We start from the raw sequence: 24,579 nt of genomic DNA, 5'->3' as shown, positions 1-24,579 counted from the left end.
TATCGCTGTTTCATGCGAAACTACGATCTTATGCGGTATTAATCTCCCTTTCGAGAGGCTATTCCCCACTATGAGGTAGGTTGCCCACGTGTTACTCACCCGTCCGCCGCTAATCCACTTCCGAAGAAGCTTCATCGCTCGACTTGCATGTGTTAGGCACGCCGCCAGCGTTCGTCCTGAGCCAGGATCAAACTCTCAATAAAAAGTTTAATCAATAATAGCTCTAAAACTTACTCATAAAGAATTGCTGGTTCTTAATTTATCATTCTGTTCAATTTTCAAAGATCATATCCTATCGCCCTCAAGCGACTTCTCTATCTTATCACCTCATCAGACACTTGTCAACAACTTTTTTTGAAAAACTTTTTTTCTTTAGTTTTATTCGTCATTACTTGTCTGCCTCAGCGACGTGTTTTATCTTACCACCATAAAATACATTGTGATTATTATAATATAGCCATTTTTTCAAAATATCTTTGCATTATCTATCTTATTCTTTATTTTTCGCCTTTTTTTATTATATTGACACTCCAGGCTATGTTTTCGCAAAGTAAAAATAAAAACAGAAATTAATATTGTTTTCAAAAAGCTTTGGTTTAACCTTATTTATGCTAACTTCTAATTCATCCTAATTATATTATTCTATAAAAAATAGCACCCTTCTAACATTATAGAAATGGTACTATTACTTGGTTTAGGACATTCCTAGTGGGATTCGAACCCACGACTTCAGGATTCGAAGTCCTGCACTCTATCCAGCTGAGTTATAGGAATATATATCAGTTATAACAATTATATACGATATTTTACTTGACTACAACTCACAATGTATTGTGAAACTTGTTTTTACTTTTTTTAAGTTTCATTTAATAAATAAATATTAATATATAGCTATAGAGAAAAGAGTTATTAAATATAACAAAACATAACTTTACTCAATTATTAAGGAGATGTTTAAATTGAAAAGAAAAATTAAAAATATTATAATGATTGTTTTTATATGTATAATGTGCACTTCTATGTTTTTCACTATGAATTATGCCAAAAATCATATTGCTACTTCTATGAATAGCGGTGCTCCTCAAATGCAAGGAGAAAATGGTGCTCCACCAGATATGCCTAATGAAAATTCACAAAATACTTCTGATGAAACAACTAATGCAAATAACAATTCAAATAGTACTGACACTAACAAACCAACTAATGACAATATGGGAGAACCACCAGAAAAAACAGATGGTGAAGATAATAATGCCCCTTCTGGTGGAATGCCAAACGATAACAATAACTCTTCTCTATCTTATGGTTACTATATAGCATTTGGAACTGAAGCTTTTATTTCATCTATTTTATTAGTATATCTTGTAATGTCTTCATTTAACAAAAAGACATTCAAAGAAACATTTAAATCTAGCAAAAAAATAATTGCTTCTATATTAATTATCATTATACTAACTTCAGGTTTAACTTACACAGATAGTATAATTGCAACTAAATTCTTTTTAAGCTCTGATACCGTTACACAAGGAAAACCAGATAACTTTGGAGGTAATGACAGTTCACCCATTACTTATTCTTCAAGCAATGAAATAAAAAGTGATGATACAATAACAAGTGGCTCATACGAATCTACAACTGCTGATGAAAATGCATTATTAATAGATAGTGATAATACTGTAAACATGTCAAATATAACTGTAAATAAAACAGGTGATTCTGATGGTGGTGATAATACAAGTTTCTACGGAATAAACTCAGCAATACTTGCAAAAGATGGTGCTAATTTAACTTTAAAAAATATCACTGTAACAACTGATGCAACAGGTGCAAATGGTGTATTCTGTTATGGTGGATCAGCTACTACAAATAATTCTTCAAGTGATGAAACAACAGTAACTATAAGTGATTCAAAAATAACTACTTCAAAAGATAATTCAGGTGGAATTATGACTACTGGTGGTGGAATTATGAATGCTTATAACTTAACTATAAACACTTCTGGAACATCTTCAGCTGCAATAAGAACAGACCGTGGAGGTGGAACAGTTACAGTTGATGGTGGAACATATACTACTACAGGTCAAGGTTCACCAACAGTATATTCAACAGCTAATATAAACGTCAGTAATGCAACATTAGTAGCTAAAGCCTCTGAAGGTATTGTCATTGAAGGTAAAAATTCTGTTTCTTTAGATAATGTCAACTTAACAGATACAAACAATAAATTAAATGGTCAATCTACAACATATAAAAATATATTCTTATATCAATCAATGAGTGGAGATGCAGCAGATGGGGTTTCAGAATTTACTGCAAAAGACAGTAAAATCACTACTAATAACGGGGACTCATTCTATATTACTAATACAACAGCTACTATAAATCTAACAAACAACTCTATAGTTAATAATGATTCTGATGAAAATTTCTTAAGAGCACAAAAGGATTCTTGGGGAAATAGTGGTTCTAATGGTGGTATTGTTTCATTAAACATGACTAATCAAACTGCAACAGGCAATATAGTAATTGATTCAATATCAACTTTAGATATGACTATGAAAACTAATTCTTATTATGAAGGAACTATAAATGGTGATAACACTGCTAAGTCAATTACTTTAACACTCGACAAAACTTCTAAAATCAAATTAACAGGCGATAGCTATATCACTACTTTAAATAATTCTGATTCCAGCAATAGTAATATTGATTTCAATGGATATACTTTATATGTAAACGGAAAAGCAATAAACTAATATTATCTAAAAAAGATTAATTACAAATACTTTTTATGAATTTTTGTAATTAATCTTTTTTTATAAATTGTCCCGTTTCTTATTTCACTTAACGCTTTTATTTAATATAATTATCTTTATATAATTTCATATAATGTAAAAAGACTTGCATTTATTTGCAAGTCTTTCTTATGGAGCGGGTGATGGGAATCGAACCCACGTAACTAGCTTGGAAGGCTAGGGCTCTACCATTGAGCTACACCCGCATATCATATATTATATTTTGTTATTTAAAAATGGTGCAGATGAAGGGAGTCGAACCCCCACGCCAAAGGCGCTAGATCCTAAGTCTAGTGCGTCTGCCAATTCCGCCACATCTGCATATTTTTAAATGGTGGCTCACTGGGGAATCGAACCCCAGACACCTTGATTAAAAGTCAAGTGCTCTACCGACTGAGCTAGTGAACCTTAATGGCAGGGATAGCAGGATTCGAACCTACGAATGCCAGAATCAAAATCTGGTGCCTTACCGCTTGGCGATATCCCTACGATGGGGTGAACGATGGGACTTGAACCCACGACAACCAGTGCCACAAACTGGCGCTCTACCAACTGAACTACATTCACCAAAAAAAATGGTGCGCCATCACGGGTTCGAACCGGGGACACCCTGATTAAGAGTCAGGTGCTCTACCAACTGAGCTAATGGCGCATAATGGTGCGTCTTAAGAGATTCGAACTCCTGGCCCACGCCTTAGAAGGGCGTTGCTCTATCCAGCTGAGCTAAAGACGCATTATAAAAGATATATTACTTTTATATGGAGCGGGTGATGGGAATCGAACCCACGTAACTAGCTTGGAAGGCTAGGGCTCTACCATTGAGCTACACCCGCATATTATGGAGCGAGAGACGGGACTCGAACCCGCAACTTTCACCTTGGCAAGGTGACACTCTACCATTGAGTCACTCCCGCATAATATACTTATTATGTTTTTATCACTTAAAAATGGTGCAGATGAAGGGAGTCGAACCCCCACGCCAAAGGCGCTAGATCCTAAGTCTAGTGCGTCTGCCAATTCCGCCACATCTGCATATTTTTAAATGGTGGCTCACTGGGGAATCGAACCCCAGACACCTTGATTAAAAGTCAAGTGCTCTACCGACTGAGCTAGTGAACCTTAAATGGCAGGGATAGCAGGATTCGAACCTACGAATGCCAGAATCAAAATCTGGTGCCTTACCGCTTGGCGATATCCCTGTATATGGGGTGAACGATGGGACTCGAACCCACGACAACCAGTGCCACAAACTGGCGCTCTACCAACTGAACTACATTCACCATAACTGGTGCGTCTTAAGAGATTCGAACTCCTGGCCCACGCCTTAGAAGGGCGTTGCTCTATCCAGCTGAGCTAAAGACGCATTATAAAAGCATTTAGCTTTTATGTGGAGCGGGTGATGGGAATCGAACCCACGTAACTAGCTTGGAAGGCTAGGGCTCTACCATTGAGCTACACCCGCATATCATGGAGCGAGAGACGGGACTCGAACCCGCAACTTTCACCTTGGCAAGGTGACACTCTACCATTGAGTCACTCCCGCATAATATGTTTTATAAAATATTTAATTTTATATGGTCGGGGTGACAGGGATCGAACCTGCGACCTCATGGTCCCAAACCACGCGCGCTCCCATCTGCGCCACACCCCGATAAATGGTGCGTCTTAAGAGATTCGAACTCCTGGCCCACGCCTTAGAAGGGCGTTGCTCTATCCAGCTGAGCTAAAGACGCTTGTGTTACTCAAACAATTATTATCAGAGAACGAATATTATTTTATTCTATCTCGCCACATTTGTCAAGAAGAATTTTTACTTCTTTTTATGTGGAGCGGGTGATGGGAATCGAACCCACGTAACTAGCTTGGAAGGCTAGGGCTCTACCATTGAGCTACACCCGCATGTTGGTCGGGGTGACAGGGATCGAACCTGCGACCTCATGGTCCCAAACCACGCGCGCTCCCATCTGCGCCACACCCCGAGGTTGTTTAATTACCTCGCAACGACAATGACTATTCTACATTACGACCAAAGATTCGTCAATACCTTTTTTAAATTTTTTTTATTTTTTTTATTTTTAAGTGATTTTCTCTAGGTATATATCTGATAACTTGCCATTATCTAACTCTATTACTCCTATAAATCCTCCTCTACTGCTTCTAGGCATAGAGATACTTCCAGGATTCATAAATGTAATTCCATTATACTCTTCTAATGAACTCACATGAGTATGCCCAAACAAAACAAGATTAGCTTCTACCTCTCTTGCCCTATAATATAGATTATTCATTCCCATTTTAACATTATACATATCCCCATGAGTTGCTAATATACGTATTTCTTCTATATCTATCACTTGATCCTTAGGCCACTTCTTCCCATAATCGCAGTTTCCTTTAACTATATATACACTTCCTGAAAAATCTTCAGTAATATACTCACCGTCGTCAGTATTATCGCCTAAATGTATAACACAATCAAAGTCTTTAATATATTCCTTACATATCTCCAGAGTCTTAGGATCCCTGTGAGTATCGCTAATAACTGCTATTCTCATAACATTCTTCTCCATTCTTTTATTTTATAGTACTTCTTCTATTCTCCTTTTTAGTTCATCAAGAGCTCTTCCTCTATGGCTTATTCTATTTTTCTCTTCACTGCTCATTTGTGCAAATGTCTTCTTATATGGTGCATAATAGAATAAAGGATCATATCCAAAACCTTCTTCTCCCTCTAGCTCTTCTAATATTGTTCCTCTAACTTCTCCTTTTATACCTATATATTCTCCCTTATCATTCACTATAGATATAAAACAAATAAAAGATGCCTCTCTTTTTTCTAACGGAACACCTTTTAATTCTTCTAGTAGCTTTTTATTATTTAAAGAGTCATTCCCATGCTCTCCTGCATATCTAGCAGAATATATTCCTGGTGCACCATTTAAATAATCAACAGATAATCCTGAATCATCTGCCATGACAACAAATTCCTTCTCTCCTTTTTCTTTTAGATATTTAGCTATTTCTGTTGCCTTTTTCTTTGAATTTTCTTCAAATGTATTACCATCTTCTACTACATCAATAAATATATTTTCATCCTTAAGAGATTTTACCTCTATTCCTTTTAGTATTTCTTTTATCTCTGATACTTTTTTTTGATTGTTGCTTGCTAATATTACCTTTTTCATTAATTTCCTCCAGTTCCTATCCATAACGCATCCATTTTCAACGCTTCTTTTTGAATATGAATCATTTGTTTTATGCCCTTTTCAGCCAAATCATATAATTCATTTAAATCATCTCTACTAAATGGGCTTTCTTCACCTGTTCCTTGAACCTCTACAAACTTTCCTTCATCTGTCATAACAACATTCATATCAACTTTTGCATTAGAATCCTCTATATAGCATAAATCTAATAATTTTTCATCATGAACAATTCCTACACTAGTGGCTGCAAGAAAATTTCTAATTGGATATACTTTAAAAGGTTTATTTTTGTGTAATTTGTTTACTGCATCTACTAATGCAATAAAAGCTCCTGATATAGCTGTAGTTCTAGTTCCTCCATCTGCTTGTATAACATCACAATCTATCCATAATGTTCTTTCTCCTAAGGCCTTTAGGTCAACTACAGATCTTAAAGCTCTGCCTATAAGTCTCTGTATCTCCATAGATCTTCCATCTATCTTTAATCTTGCTATATCTCTAACCTTTCTAGTTTCTGTTGATCTAGGTAACATATTATATTCAGCTGTTATCCATCCTTCTCCTGATCCTTTTAGAAAAGGAGGTACCTTTTCTTCAACTGAAACATTACATAATACCTTTGTATCTCCTACTTCTATAAATACTGATCCCTCTGCATATTTTGTAAAATTCCTAGTAATTTTTGCACTTCTTATTTGGTCATTTTTTCTACCATCAACTCTCATTTTTTTATCACCTTTCATTTATTTTAAATTAAACAATTCATCAGTCTTTGGTGCTTCTACCTCTACTTCTTTTCCTTCTCTGATTAATATTCCTCTTGATTTTGTTATTTTACCTATTAAAGTAGCTTTTATACCTACCTCTTCAAGTTTTTTAGCTAACTCTTCTCCTACAGGAGTTGTTATAAGCATGCTACCTGATGATATTAATCTTAAAGGATTAATTTTAAATTCATTTGATATTTTTTTTGTTATATCTAACATAGGTATCTTATCTTCATCTACTATAAATCCTGTATTAGATGCTAATGCCACCTCAAATAAAGCTCCAAGCAATCCTCCTTCTGTAATATCATGCATAGAATTAACACCTACTGTAGTTGCAATTTTTGATTCTTCCATAACAGATATATCTTCTATTAATGATTTTCCTTGTGAGATTTCCTCTGAAGATAGTATATTATGTACTCTCTCTTCATTATCATTAATTATTATACATGTGCCTTCCAAGCCTATATTCTTAGTTACTATTATATCATCTCCAACTTGTGCTCCAGATGTATTTACTGATTTTCCTTCTGCACATTTACCTATTACAGTTATTGAAACTATAAGTCTATTAACAGCAGATGTTACCTCTGTATGTCCACCTATAACTTCTACATTCATCTTCTTAGCTTCACTACTAAGCTCCTCCATTACACTTTTAATATCTTCTAAAGAACTAGAAGGAGGTGCAAGTATAGTAACTAAAAGTGCTACTGCTTCTGCTCCAGCTGATGCAATATCATTACAATTTATCTGTACTGCTAATTTTCCTATATTATTACAAGAACCTGTTATGGGATCAGTAGAAAAAACCGCATCACAATTTCCAAAATTAATTATGCTGCAATCTTCTCCCACATCATTTCTTACCTTAACTTCTTCTCTTTTTACTTTTCTACTATTTAAAATTATCTCACGTAAATCTTCAAAATCTAATTTTCCTTCGATCATAAAAAAACTCCCCTAAATTTGATTTTGTGCACTATTTTTTTATTTTACTCATATTATTAATATAATAAAATAATACGAGGTGAATTATATTGAAATATATCGGACCCTTTTTTAGAATGAATAGCTTATCCCAAGAAAACATCTACGGTCAGCTATTTCATCTATCTAAAGAAGCTATAAAAACAATTGCTTTATCATCTAGATGTGGTATAACATCCTCCTTTAGATCTTCAAAAAAAAATCATCCTACAAAAGATATTAGCACACTAAGTAATTTTTCTCCACTATTATGTGTATACAAAAAATCATCACCTTCTTTTATTCGTAGTAAAGAAAACTTAGGATTCGATGAAAATACATTTAAAAAAACAATAGTTCCTTTTACTAATGCGCTTTTTACGTTATCAATACTAGAATTGTCAGATTATTATTCCAACTATCCAAGACTATGTAAAAACATGCCTAGTATGGATAAGCCTTATTACTTATTGTCCAAAAAGCAACTAGAATTCTATAGTAATAATCTTAGAAATTATGAAGGAGTATTTATAGAACGAAAAAATATAGGTGATAACTCTGTAAAAGAATGTAAAATAATTGATACCGAAAAAGGATTCAAATTTCCTAATCAAGCTTTTATGATGAACGCTTATTTTTTATTTTCTATGTATTATAGAGATGACTCTATAAGTAATGAATATGAAGATTTTGCTTCACAGATACTTGACATGTTTATTAATTCAAAAGAAGAACTGTATAATGTCTCTTTTGAAGATGGTTGTTTGTTATTATTGTGTTTTAATATCCTATGTGATTATAGGCAGGAAGATGCATGCAAAGATTTAATAATAGATTTAAGTGATTTTATGATAAGCAAATATGAAAGTAAAGATTATCTATCATCAGATATAACAAACACTTCACTTCTTGCTCTAAATCTTCTTGAATCATATAAACATACTGACATTATATATTTTAAGGATAAAGGCGAAGAAATAGTTAATTCTTTAGAAGGCATATATGATTCTTCAAATTGTATATTTACTAAAACTTCTAATAAAAAGGAAATTAAATACTCTGCAGATGAAATATGCTTTTATTTTTTAGCACTATTAAGGTATAATCCAAATACTTCAAATATTACTCATAAAAATATGATTACTTCTATATATAAAAATCTAATTGTTAATTCTGGTATTATATTAAGTTGGCCTAAAGCCCCTACTCTAGATGAAGCTGAACGATACAGAAAGTTATCAATGCACTCTTCTGATATGATAGAAGAATCTTTCTTCAGATCAGATACTATAGTAGATACTAACTCTAAAGTTGCTAATGTATTTAATAAATACATTACTTACTCTAGAAAGAAAAAATCATTTACTTCGCCTAAGCAATCCTTCGATAGCGAAAAAAACATGTTAATATTTTTCTATATTATTCATTACTTTAGAGATTATTATTCTACTCAAATGGGATTCTTAGACTCCCCTACAGAAAATTCCACAACTACTGATATTTCTATTGAAAATAATGCTAATATTGTTAACTCTATAGATACTTCTACTACTGAAGATAATATTGAACTTCCTGATAATGAATCAAATAATTCCTCCTCTAGCATTTGTGAAACTATCAACGATAATACAAATTAATTAAAATATATATTTCCATAGTAATCTATTTCTTTTATTATTGCTTCATTTGAAATTGCAACATTACAATTATATATAATTAAAGGCATTATATAATAGTTATTAAATAGTTCATCTTCAACTATAGTATAATCTCCTACACTATCTATATATGGATATATAGATAATGCATCTTCAAAAAATTTATTATTACTTATAGAATTATTTTTAAGTTCTATTATGGCTACTTCATAATTATCTGATGATATATTATGAAGTAGCTTTTCTGTATCCATAGTCTTTAATTTTATTTCATTACTATCTTTTAAATACTTTTGGATAGATGAATTATCAGTGTATATTTCTATATTATTATCATAAATATCTGTTGAATTTATAATTACCTTTCTATCTTGAAGTACCTCTATATTCTCTTGAGGTACATACATATAACGTCCTTCTAATAAAGAAAATTCATTATTATGTTCTTCAAAATATGTCTTAAATACATCATAAACCTTTTTAAACATATTTTTCTTTTTGTCTAATGATAGATCTTTGTTCATATACATATATAATCCAGTATCAGATCTTATTGTTAACAATTTATTGTGTTTGCTTAATTTATTTATAGCAGACTCTCCAACATTAGGAACTATATCCCTTTTACCTAATTCAAATGCTGCAATAGCCACCTCACTATTTTCATCCTTTGTAAATGTTATTGTTTGGTTTCCATTCAATTGAACACTAGAATCCGACATATACTTAATAGTATAATCTCCACTATATTTTATATCTGAATAATATTTCTTTAAATCGTTCCATAATAAAAGAGATTTCTTTAATCTATATTGAGGTTTTGCAAGTTCATATATAAAATTATCATTTTTCTTATTAAGTCTTATCTTAATAGTGTTACCAAAGCACTGCATCGCTACACCATCCTTAAAAGACGTATATCCATTTCTGTAATTTCTAGCTCCATATACATCTAAAAGTGCTGTTATATCCTCTTCATCTTCTAGCTTTATAACTTCCTTAAAAAAATCAATAATATCTTCACATGTTATCTTACTTCCATCACTCCAATATATATCCTCTCTTATATCAAATGTATATTCTATTCCATCATCACTTATAGAATAATCTTCTGCTAGTTCACAATAAATATTCTCATCTAAATCCATACTCACTAACCCCTTGGATATAGCACATATAATATCTTTCTGTCTTATAGATAATTGAGATACTTTCTGATAATCAGATGGAATCTCATCTAATGAATAAACTATTCCTTCTCCTGCCGATACTCCTATCTCTCCCTTATTCTCTGTAATTATTCCAAGCAAAAATAACATTATAAAAATAAATCCTAATACAGAAAAAATTATCTTCTTCATGACATTATCTCCTTATTTATCAATATTTTAATTATTTCCATATTTAATCTATATTATTCAATATTACAATATTATTTTTAATCTTTAGGCGATTATTTTTTTATGCTATAATTATATTAAATTAATGTAGGAGGACCTTATTATGAATATATTATATGGAATGACCTGTGTAATAGGAATAATCTTTATGCTTACATTTACTTTTATAGGTATATGGCTTTTCGTAGTAGCACTTCAAGCTTTCCGTCAATTAAAATACCGAAATTATATTTTACACAAGATATATAAGAAATTAGATTCATTATCTTCTATGGGATTTAATGATGATTGTTCAGAAGACTTTGACCTATCTGAATTAGATTTTATTGATGAAGAACCACCTAATTATGAAAATGTAAAAGCTTTTGATAAAAAACAAAAATAGATGTTTTTAATAAATATTATTAATATAGATAGGATATATATCTTATTTATTTTAATAATATTTTTTTACTCTATATAAGAAGGAATTTATACAAAAATTGGCTAACAATACATTTTATTATAAACATACTGTCAGCCAATTTTTAATAGACATTAATAATATTTATTTCACTATACCTATAGATACAATAAGTACTATAGAAGTTACTATGCAGAATAATACAGAAAAATGCTTTTTATCTTTTCGTTCATCTACAATCATATTTGTTGCTAATAATAGCATAGTTATAGCCAAGCTTATCTGTATAGGTTTATAAGAATTAAATATCAAATCTATATATACAAATTGATAAGATGTTAAAAAAGTACATATTACAACCAAACTAGTTATAATAGCTGATATTATTGTTATTACATTTATTATTTTTTTCATATTTAATCACCTATCATATTTTCAAATTCTTCCTCTGAAATAACACTTACACCCAAATCTATTGCCTTAGTTAATTTACTACCTGCTTCTGCCCCTGCAAGTACATAATCTGTTTTTTTACTTACACTACCAGATACCTTTGCCCCTAGAGTTTCTAATTTTTCTTTTATTGAGCTTCTAGAATAATTATTAAGAGTTCCTGTTACTACTACAGTTTTACCTTGGAACATACTCTCAACAATTTCACTTTCTTCATATATTGGATTAACTCCTAGATCTAATAATTCATTTATAGTCTTAAGCACTTTCTCTTCTTTAAAGAAATCTATAATGCAATTTGCAACAGTATCACCTACATCAGGAACATTAACTAATTGCTCAAATGTTGCATTCTTCAAATTATCTAACGACTTAAATTCATTCACTATGTCTTTTGCTGTTTTAACTCCTACATTAGGAATACCTAGTGCATATATAAATGCATACAACTTACAATTCTTACTCTTCTCTATAGAATCTAATAAGTTTTGTGCTTTTTTATCCCCAAATTTATCTAATGTAAGTAATTGTTCTTTAGTTAAAGTGTATAATTCTGATATCGATTTTATATTTAATTTTTCAAACAACGCTTCTGCAGTTTTCTCTGAAAATCCCTCTATATTCATAGCTTCTCTACTACCATAATGAACTATACTCTTAACCATTTGAGGTTTACATGATAATGTGTTTTCGCAGAAATAATGAGCACCATTAAGAACTAAATGGCTACCACAAGCTGGACATATAGTAGGCGGAATAATATCTTTTGCTCCTTCTAATGATTCTTCTACTACCCCCATTATCTCAGGAATAACATCATTAGATCTTCTAACAAATACCTCTGCTCCTATCTTAACACCTTTTCTCTCTATATCATCCATATTATTAAGTGTAGCTCTCTGAACAGTAACTCCTGCAAGTTCTACTGGTTCTAATATAGCTGTAGGGGCTACTCTTCCACTTCTACCTATATTCCATTCCACATCTAATAATTTAGTTGTTGCCTCTTGAGCTTCAAACTTATAGGCTATAGCCCATTTAGGAAACTTAATGGTATAGCCTAATAGCTCTCTAGTTCTCATATCATCTATAGCTATAACTATTCCATCTATATCATAATTAAGATCAAATCTAATATCCCTTATATATTCTATTTCTCTCTCTATATCTTCCATTGTATAACATTCCTTTAGATATTCATCTACAGGAAGTCCTAATTCCTTTATATAGTTCATCATCTGCTTATAAGATGTGAATTGCTCCCCTTCCTTATAACCTATATCATAGAAAAATGCAGACAAATTCCTTCTTGCTGTTTCCTTCGCGTTTAAATTTCTAAGGGCACCTGCAGCACCATTTCTTAAATTCTTAAGAGGAACCTTGGCAGTTCTATTGTACTCTTCAAATGCTTCAGTAGTCATAACAGCTTCACCATGAACTTCAAATACATCTGTTGTATTTAGCTTTAGTGGAATAGACTTTATAGTCTTTACTTGTGCTGTTACTTCTTCTCCTATCTCACCAGTACCTCTTGTAGCTGCTACTTGAAGGATTCCTTCATTATTATATGTTAAATTAATAGTCAATCCATCAAATTTTTTAGTTAATATATATTTTAAATCAGGAAGATTCTCTCCTCTTGCTCTCATTTCTTGTACAAACTTAACATTTCTATTATGCCATTCTTCTAATTCAGATACTGATTGAGCTTTATCTAAACTCCATAATCTTCCCATGTGAGTATACTTATTAAATCCTTCTAATACAACATCACCTACTCTAAGGGTTGGAGAATATGGCAACACATAATTTTCTTGTGCTTCTAATTTCTTTAATTCATCATATTTTTTGTCATACTCTTTATCGGTTACAGTCGGATTATCAAGAGTATAATATTCATAAGAATATCTATTTAATTCTTCAACTAATTCTTCAATTCTTTTTTTATTGTCCATAAAATCTTACATTCTCCTTTTATTATAACAATTCTAAATTTGCTAAAGAAGCCATTAGCACCTTTACTCCTTGTTTATCAAAAGCAATAGTTAATTTCTTATCCCCATTAACATCTTGTACTGTTACTATAGTACCTACTCCAAATTTTGAATGCTTAACTTTTCTTCCCATAGTATATTCATCACTACTAATAAAACTTCTAGAATTATTTAGTCCTGATGAAGCTACTGTCTTTTTATTTGATGAAATAGAAGACCTCAAGCTAAAAGGATTATTGTATGCCATCTTCTTCGCCAAAACATCATTATTTCCAATGTTCTTAGTAACTCTATCATTAAGATATTCCTTTTGACTAGCTTTTATTTCTTGAACGAAATCAGATTGGCTATAGCTAGCCATTCTTCCGTATACTCTCCTCATCTCTGCAGAAGTTATATATAATTGTTCCTTTGCTCTAGTTATAGCAACATAGCATAATCTTCTTGCTTCTTCCATCTGGCTTTCTTTCTCTATGTCTCCTTGGCTAGGAAATAATCCATTCTCCATTCCAACCATAAATACTATAGGAAATTCTAATCCCTTCGCACTATGAACAGTCATAAGTACTACTGAACCATCTCCATCTTCTTCTTCTAATTGGTCAGTGTCTTGAACTAGAGATACTTTTTCTAAATACGCCTCTAAACTCTTATCCTCTGTTTCACTTTTTTCAAATTCAACTGCATCAGATACAAGTTCCTTAAGGTTATCTATCCTACTCTTATCTTCTATCTCTCCAGATTTCTCTAGAGACGCCATATATCCGCTATCTTCTAAGACAAATTCTATAAGTTGTGATACTGATAATTCTAATTTCTTTGTTGCAAATTCCTCCATCATATTAACAAATTTCTCTATAGAAGTACAATTTCTAGGGCTTAATGTAGGAATTGCTCTAACTTCTAATAATGCATCATATAAATTGATATCATAATTATCCGCAAATTCTTGAACCTTGGCTACTGTCGCATCTCCAATGCTTCTCTTTGGAACATTTATTATTCTTCTCATACTTATATCATCTTGTGGATTCACAATAGCTTTTAGATATGATAAAATATCTTTTATTTCTTTTCTATCGTAAAATCTAGTACCACCTACTATTTTATATGCAATTCCTCTTCTTCTAAATGCTTCTTCAAACAAACGTGATTGTGCATTAGTTCTATATAGAATAGCAAAATCTTCATTCTTTTTTCCTTCTTTAGCTTTAATATCTGCTATAGTTTTTGCTACGAAGTCACATTCTGCTTTATCATCATAAGCTCTATAAACCTTAATCTTCTCCCCTGCATCTTGAGTTGTTCTTAGAGCTTTACTTTTTCTATTAGAATTATGTGAAATTACTGAATTAGCAGCTTGAAGTATATTGTCCTTTGATCTATAATTTTCTTCGAGTTTTATAACTTTCGCATTAGGATAATCCTTCTCGAAATCTAATATATTAGATATATCAGCACCTCTCCATGCATATATACATTGATCATCATCACCAACAACACATATATTTTTATTAGCTTGTGCTAATAACCTTACTAACTCATATTGTGCCTTATTAGTGTCTTGATATTCATCAACCATTATGTATTTGAATTTTCTCTGATAAAATTCTAGTACATCTGGATTCTTCTTGAATAAATCTACAGTACGAACTATTAGATCATCGAAGTCCATGGCATTATTCTCTTTTAATTTTTTTTGATACATGACATAAACATCTGCTATTTTATTTTCACGAAAGTTATATTGATTTTCTTCCTTATAACTATTAGGTCCTTGAAGTTTATCTTTTGCTCTACTTATCTTGCCTAATATTTCTCTCTCTTGAATATCCTTATCATTAATATCTAATGCCTTCATGCATTCCTTAACTAATGTCTTTTGATCACTAGAATCATATATAGTAAAATTACTTCTATAGCCTATCTTCTCTATCTCTCTTCTAAGAATTCTAACACAAGTTGAATGAAATGTAGATATCCACATATTCTCTGCTTCTTCGCCTATAAGTGCTTCTACTCTCTCCTTCATTTCTCTTGCTGCCTTGTTTGTAAATGTTATTGCTAGAATATTGTATGGCTTAATGCCTATATCTTCTACCATGTGAGCTATTCTATGAGTTAATACTCTTGTCTTACCAGAGCCTGCCCCTGCTAATATAAGAAGTGGTCCATCTATTGTTGTTGCACCTTCATATTGTTCATTATTTAAAAGTTTCTTTAAATCCAAAACTACACATCCTCTCTAAACACTCAAACAATTATAACATAAATTAAACTTCATTATATAACTTATATTTTACCATAGTTATATATTCTATAACCCTATACTAAAGAATAAAATATTAATTTTACCTTTTTTTATTAATAATATCTTTATTTTTGTTGTCTATTGCATTAAAATTATAATTATTACAATTAAAATTCACATAGAAAATAAGAGAGGTTTTAATCATGACAAACGAATCAAGTTCTTCTAATTTTATTAGAAATATCATAAAAGACGATGTAGAAAACGGTAGAGTAAAAGAAGTAATAACTCGTTTTCCACCAGAACCTAATGGCTACTTACATATAGGTCATGCCAAATCTATATGTCTTAATTTCCAAGTTGCTGATGAATTTGGCGGAAAAACTAACCTTAGATTTGATGATACTAATCCAGTAAAAGAAGATACTGAATACGTTGAATCTATAAAAGAAGATGTTAAGTGGTTAGGTTTTGAATGGGATAATTTATTCTTTGCATCAAACTACTTTGATACTATGTATGAAAAAGCTTTACTTCTTATAAAAAAAGGCAAAGCTTATGTATGCGATTTAACACCTGAAGAAATGAAGGAATATAGAGGTACATTAACTACTCCAGGTAAAAATAGTCCATATAGAGATAGAACTGTAGAAGAAAATCTAGATTTATTCGAAAGAATGAAAAATGGCGAATTCAAAGATGGTGAAAAAGTTCTACGTGCTAAAATAGATATGACTTCACCAAATATAAACATGAGAGATCCTATTATATACAGAATAGCTCACTCTACACATCACAATACAGGTGATAAATGGTGTATATATCCTATGTATGACTTTGCTCATCCACTTGAAGATGCTATAGAAGGTGTAACACATTCTATTTGTACACTAGAATTTGAAGATCATAGACCATTATATGATTGGATTGTTGCAGAATGTGAGATGGAATCAGTTCCTAGACAATACGAATTTGCAAGATTAAATATAACTAATACAGTTATGAGCAAAAGAAAACTTAAAGCTCTAGTAGACAATGGATTTGTTGATGGTTGGGATGATCCTAGAATGCCTACTATATCAGGACTTCGTAGAAAAGGCTATACACCAGAATCTATAAGAAATTTCTGCAAGGAAATAGGTGTATCTAAGTCTGCTTCTATAGTAGATGAACAAATGCTTGAATACTTCCTTAGAGAAGATTTAAACCCAACAGCAAAAAGAGCAATGGCTATACTTAATCCACTTAAGTTAATAATAACTAATTATCCAGAAGGTCAAACTGAAGAATTAGAAATAGAAAACAATCCAAATGATGAAAGTGCTGGTACTAGAAAAGTTGTATTCTCTAGAGAATTATATATCGAAAGAGAAGATTTTATGGAAAACCCACCAAAAAAATACTTCAGATTATTCCCAGGTAATGAAGTAAGATTAAAAGGTGCATATTTTGTTAAATGTACAGATGTTATTAAAGATTCAGAAGGCAATGTAACAGAAATTCATTGTACTTATGATCCTGAAACTAAAAGTGGATCAGGATTTACAGGAAGAAAAGTTAAAGGAACTCTACACTGGGTAAATGCACAAACTGCAATTCCTGCTGAATTTAGACTATTTGAACCTTTAATATTAGATAATGTTGAAGAAAACATAGGTAAAGATTTCTTAGAACAAGTTAATCCTAATTCCTTAACAATCTTAAAAGGTTTCATTGAACCATCAGTAAAAGGTTCAAAAGGTAATGAAAAATATCAATTATTTAGACATGGATATTTCAATGTTGATCCAAAATTATCTACAGAAGATAATCTAGTATTCAACAGAATAGCATCACTTAAGAGTTCATTTAAATTAGGTTAATAAAACTTAAAAGCCAGTTCCTAAAACCTAGGAACTGGCTTTTTAATATATTAAATATCTTATTTTATAAACTTTTCAAATCTTTCTCTTACTTTATCTTCTCCTAATATTTGCATTATTGTATATAAATCAGGAGTATTTGATCTATGTGTAACTGCTGCTCTTACTGCACCTGCTACATCTGATACCATACCTTTATATTCTTCTGGATTCTTCTTGTATTTCTTTCTATCAGTTGCATAACCTAATTCTACAGCTACTTCCTTAAGTTCACTGAACCAAGTATCATTATCTAAGTTAAAATTATATTTGTCTTTATAAGCTACTATTATATTCTTAGCCTCTTCCATATCTAAGTTCTTTGGAAGTTCTATATCTTTATCAGCATCAAATAATTCATCAAAGAAATAGAATATCTTTGCTTTTACATCACTCCACTTAGCAAAGTCTTTTCTTGGCTTAGGTCCTTCTTTATCTATATTAAATACTTTCTTCATCATTTCTTCATTAGCAGAAACTAATTCATACATTTTAGGATCAAATTCCTTAGCCCAATCTATATAGTAATTATAAACATCATTAGCTTTTATCTTACATATTACATTTTTGCTAACATCACTTAATTTTACTATATCAAATAATGCTCCACTCTTGCTCATCTTATCTAATGCTATATGGAATTCATGGTAATCAGCATCAGGATTTTCAGCTCTCCATTCTTCGTATGTTGAATTAATTATATTTAATAAATATTCTATAACTGATACTGTTGGATATCCTTCTTCTCTATAATAACTTACTGCACTTTCAGCATCTTTTCTCTTACTTAACTTTCTCTTTGATCCACCATCTTGCTTCATTATAGTTGGAATATGTGCATAAGCAGGTGTTTTAAATCCAAGTACCTCAAATAATTGAAGATGTATAGGTAATGATGATAACCATTCTTCACCTCTTATTACATGTGTTGTATGCATTAATGCATCATCTATTGCATGTGCAAAGTGATATGTTGGTAATCCATCTGATTTTATAATAACTATATCTTGATTATTCTCTGGGAAAGATATATCACCCTTAATTAAATCATGAAATTCTATTCTATTATCTATCTTACCAGGTGACTTCAATCTTATAATATATTCTTCACCATTTTCTACTCTCTTAATTGCATCTTCTGCTGATATATTTCTACATGTTGCATATTCACCATAATATCCTGGTGTAATCTTCTCAGACATTTGCTTTTCTCTAACTTCTGTTAATTTTTCTGCAGAGCAAAAACATGGATATGCCAAACCTTTTTTAACCAAATCCTTAGCAAATGTTTGATATATATCTTTTCTTAAGCTTTGCTTATAAGGACCATATGCTCCCTTTTCTTCCTCTTCACCTATCATCCCTTCACTAAAGTTCATACCGAAATTATTCATTGTATGAATAGTATCTTCTATTGCTCCACTAACCTCTCTCTTTTGATCAGTATCTTCTATTCTTAAGTAGAATACACCATCTGTTTGACTTGCCAATCTCTCATTAATTAATGCAGTAAATATTCCACCTATATGTTGAAATCCAGTTGGGCTAGGTGCATATCTAGTTACTACTGCACCTTCCTTTAGATTTCTCTCTGGATATTTTGCTAGATAATATTCTGGTTCATTATTTACTTCTGGAAATAGTATGTCTGCTAATTTTTCTAAACTCATTTCATCACCTCATGTTATATTTTATTATTTTCATATCTTGCTAGAAAGCATAATCTAAAAATCTCTAAAATTATATACTTTCCTAGACGTTAAAAAAAGTTCTCATCCTAATAATAGGACGAAAACTAATATTCCGTGGTACCACCTAAATTGAATAAGTACATAATAACTTATTCCACTCTTCTCTATAAGGGAGAGACCCATACGACTCCAAAGCTTCTGTTCCAAATATCTGTATATTAAGCTCACACCTAATGCTTAAATCTCTGAAATACTCAATAAATGTACTTTTCTTCTTCACTGCCTATAATTTATTCATACTTCCCTTATTATATCTAATCCCTTAACTTTTGTAAATGACTTTTTGAAGTGTAAATATTTATCCACAACTATAAGCAAAGCTCATACAAGTTATGCACAGTTTGTTAATACTATACACACTTATATTCAAAAAACTCCTACATATCATATATTGAGGCCTAAAAAATTTGCAATCTACTACAAACAAAAAAGAATGCGATCCTTGGGGCTAGATCGCATTCAGCAATAAGCAATAAATAAAAAGGGGGCTATTTCTTTCCTTTTATTTATCCTCGCAACAGATATTATATGTTATTAACTAAAATATTGCAATATTTTTATTGAATTTTTTATGTATTAAATTTAAAAAATTCATTGAAAATAATTAATATTTATATAATAAATCTAATTCTTCTTGAGTTAATTCTCTATATTCGCCTTCTTCTAAGTCTTCATCTAATGTGATTCCACCAAATGAAATTCTCTTTAAATAAGTAACTTTCTTACCTACAGCTTCAAACATTCTTTTAACCTGATGGAACTTACCTTCTTGTATAGTAAGCTCTATCTCTGATCCTTCATCTGAAGCACTTAATATCTTTAATAATGCTTCCTTACATGTATATCCATCATCTATTGTTATACCTTTTTTGAATTTTATAACATCATCTTCTGTTACTTTTTTGTCGATTTTTGCATAATACACCTTATCGACATGATATTTAGGTGATATTAGTCTATGATTTAATTCACCATCATTAGTTAATAACAATAGTCCAACTGTATCTTTATCTAATCTTCCAACAGGAAATGGTTCAAACACTTGATGTTCTACTTCTAAAAGGTCAATAACTGTTTCCTCTCTACTATCATATGTAGCAGAAATAACTCCATCAGGTTTATTCATAAGAAGATATATATATTCTCTATAAAATATTTCTTCACCATTTACAACTATATTGGCCTCTTCTGGATCAACTAACATACTACTATCTTTGATAGTTTCTCCATCTACTTGTATTAATCCCTTACGTGCCATTGCCTTTACTTCTTTTCTACTTCCATATCCTAAGTTAGATATAACCTTATCTAATCTCTCCATGATAATCACTCCTTAATCTGATTAAATTATACTGAAGTTTTTAGATAAAGTAAATTTATAAATTTAAATCATATAATGCAGACAACTTTTTAATATAATTTCTTGTTTCTGCAGGCATTTTGTATAAATCATTTATAGAAGTAACCCCTCTTGAAGCTACTGTTCCTGTTCCTGCACTATACGCCATAAGTGCCATACCTAAATCATTATTATAATAATTCATTAGATAATTTAATAATTTTACTCCACCTTCTATATTTTGTTCTGGATCATATGGATTAGATACTCCAAACTGCTGACATACTGATGGCATAAGTTGCATTAATCCCTTAGCTCCTGCTGAAGATGTTGCATTTGTTTGATATCCTGACTCTTCATATATTAATGCAGAAACTAATTTAGGATCTATGCCATATTGATTAGCATATTTTTGAACTATTGCATCTATATCTGCTGAACTAGCATTTGTAACAGTACTAGATAAGGTACCTGAAACTATATTTTTAAGTTCACTATTATAAATAAGTCCTGACATTCCGTCATTAGTTACTAAATCCAAATCTTTTAATGCAGTTCCTGCTACTGTCTTAATAGTGCTATTTCCTATTTTATTACTAGATTCAGTCGCACCTGAATCTGATATTCCAAATGCTTGATTAAGAGTTTGGGATACTTGTGAATTTTCATCTTCTAAGGAATCTAATAATGCTTCATACACTAATTCAAATTCCATTCCATCTCCCATACTTGATTCTAAACATTTCTTGACCATATTTATTGCATAATACTTCTGTACACTCTGCATTCCATCTACAGAATTAACTTCACTCATTTTTTTCCTCCTTTGAATACCTCAAATTCCACTTCATCATAATCTTCATAAGATTTCTTCTTATAAAAGCTTTTAGCTAAAACTAATATTTTATATTTTCCCTCTTGATAGGGCACAAATGTAAAATAGTTCTTTCTACTATATTCTTGAACTCTATGCCATTCTCCTTCCTTATTAACATAAAATTCATAAACAACTTGTTTTCCACCTTCATTACTTGCTACTACTGTAACTTCATTATTTAATTTAAGATTATCATTATCTAATGTTAATGTAGTATTATTAACTGGCATTGCTTCTAACACATGAATATTTATTTCTTTTTTACAATCATATGATTTTTTACATAATATATTTTTGGAATATATCTCAAAAGAATATTTTCCAACATACTTAGCCCTTGTTACAAGTGGTACATACGGTCTATATTCTGAGTCCTCAATTATTCTGCCGTTAAGTTTTGTAACATACCTTATAAGAACATCACTATAATGTTCCATTATCAAACTTATAGATATTTCATCACCTACAGTATATTTTTCTTTTTGATTAACTAACACATAATCAATATCTGCTGGCATATAATCATAAACTACTAAAGTAGTTACAATATTACTATCGTATTCTTTTAAAGAATATTTATCTTTAACTCTTATTTCTACTTCATACTCTCCCTCTTCTTCAGGAGTAAAATTAACCCAATTAGATATATTATAATCTATCCTCTCTTTTTCTATTCCATCTTTAAAAACAATAAATGAATATAATGGATTATTGGTTCCTTCTACTTTTACCTTGTAATTCACTACATTCCCCTTTATTACTCTTTTATTGGTATTAGATACAATATCTATTATTCTAATTGGTTTATTTGACTTTTCATCAATTACATAATCCATACTATATCTATCTTCATACTCACTAAAACATGAAATATCCTTAACATAAACATTTATCTTATAATCTCCTTGAACCTTGCTCTCCCATACAAATTGATTATTTCTTATATAACCACTATCTTCTGATATAGGTCCTTCTATAATATATCTATATACTAATTCTCTACCACCTTTTGCTTTAACATTTATTGTTATAGGTACACCACTTACTTGTGGTGATACAATATCTGTCATAACCCTTTCAATCTTTACATCACTATATGCATTTACATCATAATTAATTATTGCTCTATCATCATACTCATTTTTAGATAATAAGTCTTTAACATAACATAATATCTTATAGCTTCCTGGTACCTTCTCTTTATATGCAATAGTCTTTTGAGAAGAATAATCTTGAAGAATAGTTGCCCTTCCGGATTTGTTTAATTTAATAAATTTATATATTAAATTTTTTTTATTACTATAAGTTGATTCCACATTAAATACAAGTTCATGATTAACTAATAACTCTCTATTCAAGCAATTAAAATCCACTATCTCTGTTTTTTCTGGTATTTTAACTTGGAATTTTACTGATTTAAATTCATCAAACTTCTCTACTGAGTTTAATCTCTTGCATTCTACAACAATTTCTACAACTCCAGCTTCGATTCCTGTAAATACATATCTATTATCTACAGAATAATCTCTAAGTGGCTGCCAACCCTTATTACTACACTTCCAGAATCTATATAATATATCATTTTCATCACTTACAACTGTTATTACATTCTTCTTACCTATCTCGATTGAAGTACTAGACATTTCTATATTTTTAATTATGTTATTATCTTGATTATTAATAAGAACTTCTTCTTTAATCATAATATCATAAGGTTTTATTGAACCATCCTTTTTCCCTTGCACCATAATCATATATTTTCCTTCTTCTTTTGGTACCCATCTACATATATTATCTTTTGAATAGTCCTGAATAGTACTCCAGATTCCATCATTTCCAATTATAAACTTATAATTTAGATTTTCTTCGGTTGCAGTTACCTTTATTTCTTTTTCCTCATTTATTTTACTTATTCTATCTACATCAAATGAAATCCTTAACTCACTCATACGGTCCCCTCCCTTATCACTCCTTTCTATTTTACCATATTTTTACTATTTTTTAACTCTATTTCTAAACTTTTTATTATTGTTAAAATAGACTAGGTATTTATTTCTTTCTATATTTTGTACACTAACCTTTATTTTATCTAGATCGTAATGTTTATTTCTTCCATATTTTTTACCATAACAATAATGCCTAATTTCATGAAATCTTATTCTATTTTAATTATTCTTGCGTTATGTTTATTATATTTATTCATAAGCTTGCACTATCAGTTTCCTAATAAAGTAAAAAAAGATTAATTTCAAAATTTCTTAGCTTATTTGAAATCAATCTTTATTTCCTATTTTATTTAGTTTTGATATTATAATGATTTATTTAATTTATATACTATTACAATCTATTTAATTGAAAATACAACTTTTATTCCATATGATTATTCATAATAATCTTTGTTAATGTAGCTATTAGTTTTTCCTCATCCTTATTGCTTCTCTTCTTATGTCCTTTAGTTCTGCCACCAGCACTTCTTATAGCTTGTGCTATATGTCTATCCCGCAAGAAAACATCTATATTATCATCTGTAAATAGTGTTCCATTAGTACCTATAACTTTAGCTTTTTTTCCTAAGCATAATGCAGCTACTCCATAATCTTGAGTAATAACAATATCTCCTTCTGTTGTATTATTTACAACATACATATCTACGCTCTGAAATCCCTTATCTACAATTCTTACTGTAGAATAATCACTCTCTATAAGATGATTTACATCACAGAAAATAATTACTTCAATTGAATATTTTTTAGCTACAGATTCAATAAAAGGGATGCTTGGACAAGCATCCCCATCTATTATTATCTTCATA

General features: G+C 30.6%; 17 protein-coding genes, 21 tRNA genes, 1 rRNA gene and 1 other annotated feature. Of the genes, 4 read left to right on the top strand and 35 right to left on the bottom strand.

Annotation, left to right across the window (positions count from 1 at the left end; genetic code table 11):
- Together KQI77_RS08635 and KQI77_RS08630 are read right to left on the bottom strand one after the other, a co-directional pair.
- Positions 1-203, bottom strand: a 16S ribosomal RNA gene (locus KQI77_RS08635); the annotation flags it as partial.
- 497 nt (positions 204-700) lie between these two features.
- Positions 701-774 (bottom strand) — tRNA-Arg (locus tag KQI77_RS08630).
- Between the two features lie 185 nt (positions 775-959).
- Here KQI77_RS08630 and KQI77_RS13010 point away from each other — a divergent pair.
- Positions 960-2,756: a hypothetical protein gene (locus KQI77_RS13010; RefSeq protein ID WP_253289401.1), complete on the top strand. Its 1,797-nt coding sequence runs from the start codon at positions 960-962 to the stop codon at positions 2,754-2,756.
- 171 nt (positions 2,757-2,927) lie between these two features.
- On the opposite strand, the gene KQI77_RS08620 is transcribed toward KQI77_RS13010, so the two are convergent.
- The 24 genes from KQI77_RS08620 to KQI77_RS08505 form a co-directional block, all read right to left on the bottom strand.
- Positions 2,928-3,001: transfer RNA gene (locus KQI77_RS08620), tRNA-Gly, on the bottom strand.
- A gap of 31 nt (positions 3,002-3,032) precedes the next feature.
- Positions 3,033-3,116 (bottom strand) — tRNA-Leu (locus tag KQI77_RS08615).
- A gap of 11 nt (positions 3,117-3,127) precedes the next feature.
- Positions 3,128-3,203, bottom strand: a tRNA-Lys gene (locus KQI77_RS08610).
- Positions 3,204-3,207: 4 nt separating this feature from the next.
- Positions 3,208-3,282: transfer RNA gene (locus KQI77_RS08605), tRNA-Gln, on the bottom strand.
- Between the two features lie 4 nt (positions 3,283-3,286).
- Positions 3,287-3,362, bottom strand: a tRNA-His gene (locus KQI77_RS08600).
- A gap of 9 nt (positions 3,363-3,371) precedes the next feature.
- Positions 3,372-3,447, bottom strand: a tRNA-Lys gene (locus tag KQI77_RS08595).
- A 4-nt stretch (positions 3,448-3,451) separates the two neighbouring features.
- Positions 3,452-3,528: transfer RNA gene (locus tag KQI77_RS08590), tRNA-Arg, on the bottom strand.
- Positions 3,529-3,554: 26 nt separating this feature from the next.
- Positions 3,555-3,628: transfer RNA gene (locus tag KQI77_RS08585), tRNA-Gly, on the bottom strand.
- 6 nt (positions 3,629-3,634) lie between these two features.
- Positions 3,635-3,709: transfer RNA gene (locus KQI77_RS08580), tRNA-Gly, on the bottom strand.
- A 34-nt stretch (positions 3,710-3,743) separates the two neighbouring features.
- A tRNA-Leu gene (locus KQI77_RS08575) sits at positions 3,744-3,827 on the bottom strand.
- An 11-nt stretch (positions 3,828-3,838) separates the two neighbouring features.
- Positions 3,839-3,914: transfer RNA gene (locus tag KQI77_RS08570), tRNA-Lys, on the bottom strand.
- Positions 3,915-3,919: 5 nt separating this feature from the next.
- Positions 3,920-3,994 (bottom strand) — tRNA-Gln (locus KQI77_RS08565).
- Between the two features lie 5 nt (positions 3,995-3,999).
- Positions 4,000-4,075 (bottom strand) — tRNA-His (locus KQI77_RS08560).
- A gap of 6 nt (positions 4,076-4,081) precedes the next feature.
- A tRNA-Arg gene (locus KQI77_RS08555) sits at positions 4,082-4,158 on the bottom strand.
- Positions 4,159-4,183: 25 nt separating this feature from the next.
- Positions 4,184-4,257 (bottom strand) — tRNA-Gly (locus KQI77_RS08550).
- Positions 4,258-4,263: 6 nt separating this feature from the next.
- A tRNA-Gly gene (locus tag KQI77_RS08545) sits at positions 4,264-4,338 on the bottom strand.
- Between the two features lie 32 nt (positions 4,339-4,370).
- Positions 4,371-4,446: transfer RNA gene (locus tag KQI77_RS08540), tRNA-Pro, on the bottom strand.
- A gap of 5 nt (positions 4,447-4,451) precedes the next feature.
- Positions 4,452-4,528 (bottom strand) — tRNA-Arg (locus KQI77_RS08535).
- Positions 4,529-4,620: 92 nt separating this feature from the next.
- Positions 4,621-4,694, bottom strand: a tRNA-Gly gene (locus KQI77_RS08530).
- A gap of 4 nt (positions 4,695-4,698) precedes the next feature.
- Positions 4,699-4,774 (bottom strand) — tRNA-Pro (locus KQI77_RS08525).
- Positions 4,775-4,870: 96 nt separating this feature from the next.
- On the bottom strand, positions 4,871-5,350 hold the full coding sequence (locus KQI77_RS08520; RefSeq protein WP_216390020.1) for a YfcE family phosphodiesterase: 480 nt from the start codon (positions 5,348-5,350) through the stop codon (positions 4,871-4,873).
- Positions 5,351-5,374: 24 nt separating this feature from the next.
- Positions 5,375-5,980: an XTP/dITP diphosphatase gene (locus KQI77_RS08515; RefSeq protein ID WP_216390019.1), complete on the bottom strand. Its 606-nt coding sequence runs from the start codon at positions 5,978-5,980 to the stop codon at positions 5,375-5,377.
- Positions 5,980-6,726: a ribonuclease PH gene (rph, locus tag KQI77_RS08510; RefSeq protein WP_216390018.1), complete on the bottom strand. Its 747-nt coding sequence runs from the start codon at positions 6,724-6,726 to the stop codon at positions 5,980-5,982. The genes KQI77_RS08515 and rph overlap by 1 nt, the downstream gene beginning before the upstream one ends.
- Before the next feature lie 18 nt (positions 6,727-6,744).
- A complete protein-coding gene (locus KQI77_RS08505; protein ID WP_216390017.1) occupies positions 6,745-7,722 on the bottom strand; it encodes an AIR synthase family protein in 978 nt (325 codons plus the stop codon).
- Between the two features lie 89 nt (positions 7,723-7,811).
- Between KQI77_RS08505 and KQI77_RS08500 the strand changes: the two genes are divergently transcribed.
- Positions 7,812-9,377, top strand: coding sequence for a hypothetical protein (locus KQI77_RS08500; protein WP_216390016.1), 1,566 nt, complete (start codon positions 7,812-7,814; stop codon positions 9,375-9,377).
- Here the strand turns inward: KQI77_RS08500 and KQI77_RS08495 are convergent.
- Positions 9,374-10,759, bottom strand: coding sequence for an ABC transporter substrate-binding protein (locus tag KQI77_RS08495; RefSeq protein WP_216390015.1), 1,386 nt, complete (start codon positions 10,757-10,759; stop codon positions 9,374-9,376). The two genes, KQI77_RS08500 and KQI77_RS08495, sit on opposite strands and share 4 nt — an antisense overlap.
- Positions 10,760-10,901: 142 nt before the next feature.
- On the opposite strand from KQI77_RS08495, the gene KQI77_RS08490 reads away from it, so the two are divergent.
- The gene (locus KQI77_RS08490; RefSeq protein WP_216390014.1) at positions 10,902-11,183 is read left to right on the top strand and encodes a hypothetical protein; all 282 of its coding nucleotides are present in this window, start codon (positions 10,902-10,904) and stop codon (positions 11,181-11,183) included.
- Between the two features lie 162 nt (positions 11,184-11,345).
- On the opposite strand, the gene KQI77_RS08485 is transcribed toward KQI77_RS08490, so the two are convergent.
- From KQI77_RS08485 to pcrA, 3 genes are read right to left on the bottom strand one after another with little or no spacing between them, the layout of a single operon-like run.
- Positions 11,346-11,615, bottom strand: a complete 270-nt coding sequence (locus KQI77_RS08485) for a hypothetical protein (RefSeq protein WP_216390013.1) — start codon at positions 11,613-11,615, stop codon at positions 11,346-11,348.
- A gap of 2 nt (positions 11,616-11,617) precedes the next feature.
- Positions 11,618-13,609 carry an NAD-dependent DNA ligase LigA gene (ligA, locus tag KQI77_RS08480; RefSeq protein ID WP_216390012.1) on the bottom strand — a complete coding sequence of 664 codons (1,992 nt, stop codon included), beginning with the start codon at positions 13,607-13,609 and terminating at the stop codon, positions 11,618-11,620.
- A gap of 22 nt (positions 13,610-13,631) precedes the next feature.
- Positions 13,632-15,878 carry a DNA helicase PcrA gene (gene pcrA, locus KQI77_RS08475; protein WP_216390011.1) on the bottom strand — a complete coding sequence of 749 codons (2,247 nt, stop codon included), beginning with the start codon at positions 15,876-15,878 and terminating at the stop codon, positions 13,632-13,634.
- A 224-nt stretch (positions 15,879-16,102) separates the two neighbouring features.
- Here pcrA and KQI77_RS08470 point away from each other — a divergent pair, with 224 nt between their 5' ends.
- On the top strand, positions 16,103-17,761 hold the full coding sequence (locus KQI77_RS08470) for a glutamine--tRNA ligase/YqeY domain fusion protein (RefSeq protein ID WP_216390010.1): 1,659 nt from the start codon (positions 16,103-16,105) through the stop codon (positions 17,759-17,761).
- Positions 17,762-17,820: 59 nt separating this feature from the next.
- On the opposite strand, the gene gltX is transcribed toward KQI77_RS08470, so the two are convergent.
- From gltX to KQI77_RS08445, 5 genes are all read right to left on the bottom strand, one after another.
- Positions 17,821-19,470, bottom strand: a complete 1,650-nt coding sequence (gltX, locus tag KQI77_RS08465; protein ID WP_216390009.1) for a glutamate--tRNA ligase — start codon at positions 19,468-19,470, stop codon at positions 17,821-17,823.
- A gap of 111 nt (positions 19,471-19,581) precedes the next feature.
- Positions 19,582-19,780: a binding site (T-box leader), on the bottom strand.
- Positions 19,781-20,155: 375 nt separating this feature from the next.
- Positions 20,156-20,872, bottom strand: coding sequence for a pseudouridine synthase (locus tag KQI77_RS08460; protein WP_216390008.1), 717 nt, complete (start codon positions 20,870-20,872; stop codon positions 20,156-20,158).
- 55 nt (positions 20,873-20,927) lie between these two features.
- The gene (locus tag KQI77_RS08455) at positions 20,928-21,704 is read right to left on the bottom strand and encodes a lytic transglycosylase domain-containing protein (RefSeq protein ID WP_216390007.1); all 777 of its coding nucleotides are present in this window, start codon (positions 21,702-21,704) and stop codon (positions 20,928-20,930) included.
- Complete coding sequence (locus tag KQI77_RS08450; RefSeq protein WP_216390006.1) at positions 21,701-23,716, bottom strand: triple tyrosine motif-containing protein; 2,016 nt, start codon at positions 23,714-23,716, stop codon at positions 21,701-21,703. The genes KQI77_RS08455 and KQI77_RS08450 overlap by 4 nt, the downstream gene beginning before the upstream one ends.
- 418 nt (positions 23,717-24,134) lie before the next feature.
- Positions 24,135-24,578 carry a YaiI/YqxD family protein gene (locus KQI77_RS08445; RefSeq protein ID WP_216390005.1) on the bottom strand — a complete coding sequence of 148 codons (444 nt, stop codon included), beginning with the start codon at positions 24,576-24,578 and terminating at the stop codon, positions 24,135-24,137.
- Position 24,579 lies beyond the last annotated feature (1 nt).

The sequence above is a fragment of the Clostridium sp. MSJ-8 genome (genome assembly GCF_018918325.1).
Classification (GTDB): domain Bacteria; phylum Bacillota; class Clostridia; order Clostridiales; family Clostridiaceae; genus Clostridium.
Note: the sequence above shows the minus strand (reverse complement) of the source record. Positions and strands in the feature narration are given on the sequence as shown.

What these genes read in the sequence shown, in the direction of transcription:
- KQI77_RS08470 (WP_216390010.1), top strand. Translation starts at nt 16,103, where the DNA reads ATGACAAACGAATCAAGTTCTTCTAATTTTATTAGAAATATCATAAAA.
- KQI77_RS08485 (WP_216390013.1), bottom strand. Translation starts at nt 11,615, where the DNA reads ATGAAAAAAATAATAAATGTAATAACAATAATATCAGCTATTATAACT.
- ligA (WP_216390012.1), bottom strand. Translation starts at nt 13,609, where the DNA reads ATGGACAATAAAAAAAGAATTGAAGAATTAGTTGAAGAATTAAATAGA.
- KQI77_RS08495 (WP_216390015.1), bottom strand. Translation starts at nt 10,759, where the DNA reads ATGAAGAAGATAATTTTTTCTGTATTAGGATTTATTTTTATAATGTTA.
- KQI77_RS08460 (WP_216390008.1), bottom strand. Translation starts at nt 20,872, where the DNA reads ATGGAGAGATTAGATAAGGTTATATCTAACTTAGGATATGGAAGTAGA.
- KQI77_RS08445 (WP_216390005.1), bottom strand. Translation starts at nt 24,578, where the DNA reads ATGAAGATAATAATAGATGGGGATGCTTGTCCAAGCATCCCTTTTATT.
- KQI77_RS08505 (WP_216390017.1), bottom strand. Translation starts at nt 7,722, where the DNA reads ATGATCGAAGGAAAATTAGATTTTGAAGATTTACGTGAGATAATTTTA.
- KQI77_RS08515 (WP_216390019.1), bottom strand. Translation starts at nt 5,980, where the DNA reads ATGAAAAAGGTAATATTAGCAAGCAACAATCAAAAAAAAGTATCAGAG.
- gltX (WP_216390009.1), bottom strand. Translation starts at nt 19,470, where the DNA reads ATGAGTTTAGAAAAATTAGCAGACATACTATTTCCAGAAGTAAATAAT.
- KQI77_RS08520 (WP_216390020.1), bottom strand. Translation starts at nt 5,350, where the DNA reads ATGAGAATAGCAGTTATTAGCGATACTCACAGGGATCCTAAGACTCTG.
- KQI77_RS08450 (WP_216390006.1), bottom strand. Translation starts at nt 23,716, where the DNA reads ATGAGTGAGTTAAGGATTTCATTTGATGTAGATAGAATAAGTAAAATA.
- KQI77_RS08455 (WP_216390007.1), bottom strand. Translation starts at nt 21,704, where the DNA reads ATGAGTGAAGTTAATTCTGTAGATGGAATGCAGAGTGTACAGAAGTAT.
- rph (WP_216390018.1), bottom strand. Translation starts at nt 6,726, where the DNA reads ATGAGAGTTGATGGTAGAAAAAATGACCAAATAAGAAGTGCAAAAATT.
- KQI77_RS08490 (WP_216390014.1), top strand. Translation starts at nt 10,902, where the DNA reads ATGAATATATTATATGGAATGACCTGTGTAATAGGAATAATCTTTATG.